Source organism: Halorubrum sp. Atlit-28R, assembly GCF_003665955.1.
Lineage (GTDB): Archaea > Halobacteriota > Halobacteria > Halobacteriales > Haloferacaceae > Halorubrum > Halorubrum tropicale.
The window spans coordinates 1-519 of the sequence record NZ_QPLS01000136.1 but is presented as its reverse complement, the minus strand read 5'-3'; the positions used below and the strand labels follow the sequence as shown (position 1 = coordinate 519).

The window sequence follows — 519 nt, the reverse complement described above, 5'->3', positions numbered from 1 at the left end:
TTTAGAGGGTCTCTTGGTTGGGTTTGTAGCCATTATACTCGTGATATCTGGGTACTGGGAGGTGGGGAACTTTGAGAGACTCCTCAACCCATGAATCAATCCATAATCGTGCCGACGGTAGCTTACTCTCGTAAGCTGATTGGAGAAATCATCTAGGTCACTGCTAGTTTGACTGAACTGTGCAAGTATTTTTGGCAGTAACTAACATATTGTTTTAGTATGATTGGAATTGGTGACTTACCAGACTTTATCTACATTGATGAACCCCGCGTCAACCAACGCCTACAATTCGTAAACGAAGGCCAAGTTGCCGAACTTGTTGAGACATCTGGTGAGCATGAGTCAAAAGCAAGCGGAGGTGGATTGAATATTTACAAGGTTTTGAACTATAACCGAGAAAAATCAACAGGGGAGACTGAAGAGGTTGTTCGGACTATTCAGAATACCCCGACAGGGAAACTTTCGATATTTTTCAGTTTCATGGATCAGGAGTTAGGAGTAACTGATCTTGATGATGTG

General features: G+C 42.6%; 1 protein-coding gene. It reads left to right on the top strand.

Annotation, left to right across the window (positions count from 1 at the left end):
• Positions 1-219 precede the first annotated feature (219 nt).
• On the top strand, positions 220-519 hold a 300-nt coding region (locus DVK06_RS18585; RefSeq protein WP_147438171.1), incomplete at its 3' end, for a hypothetical protein.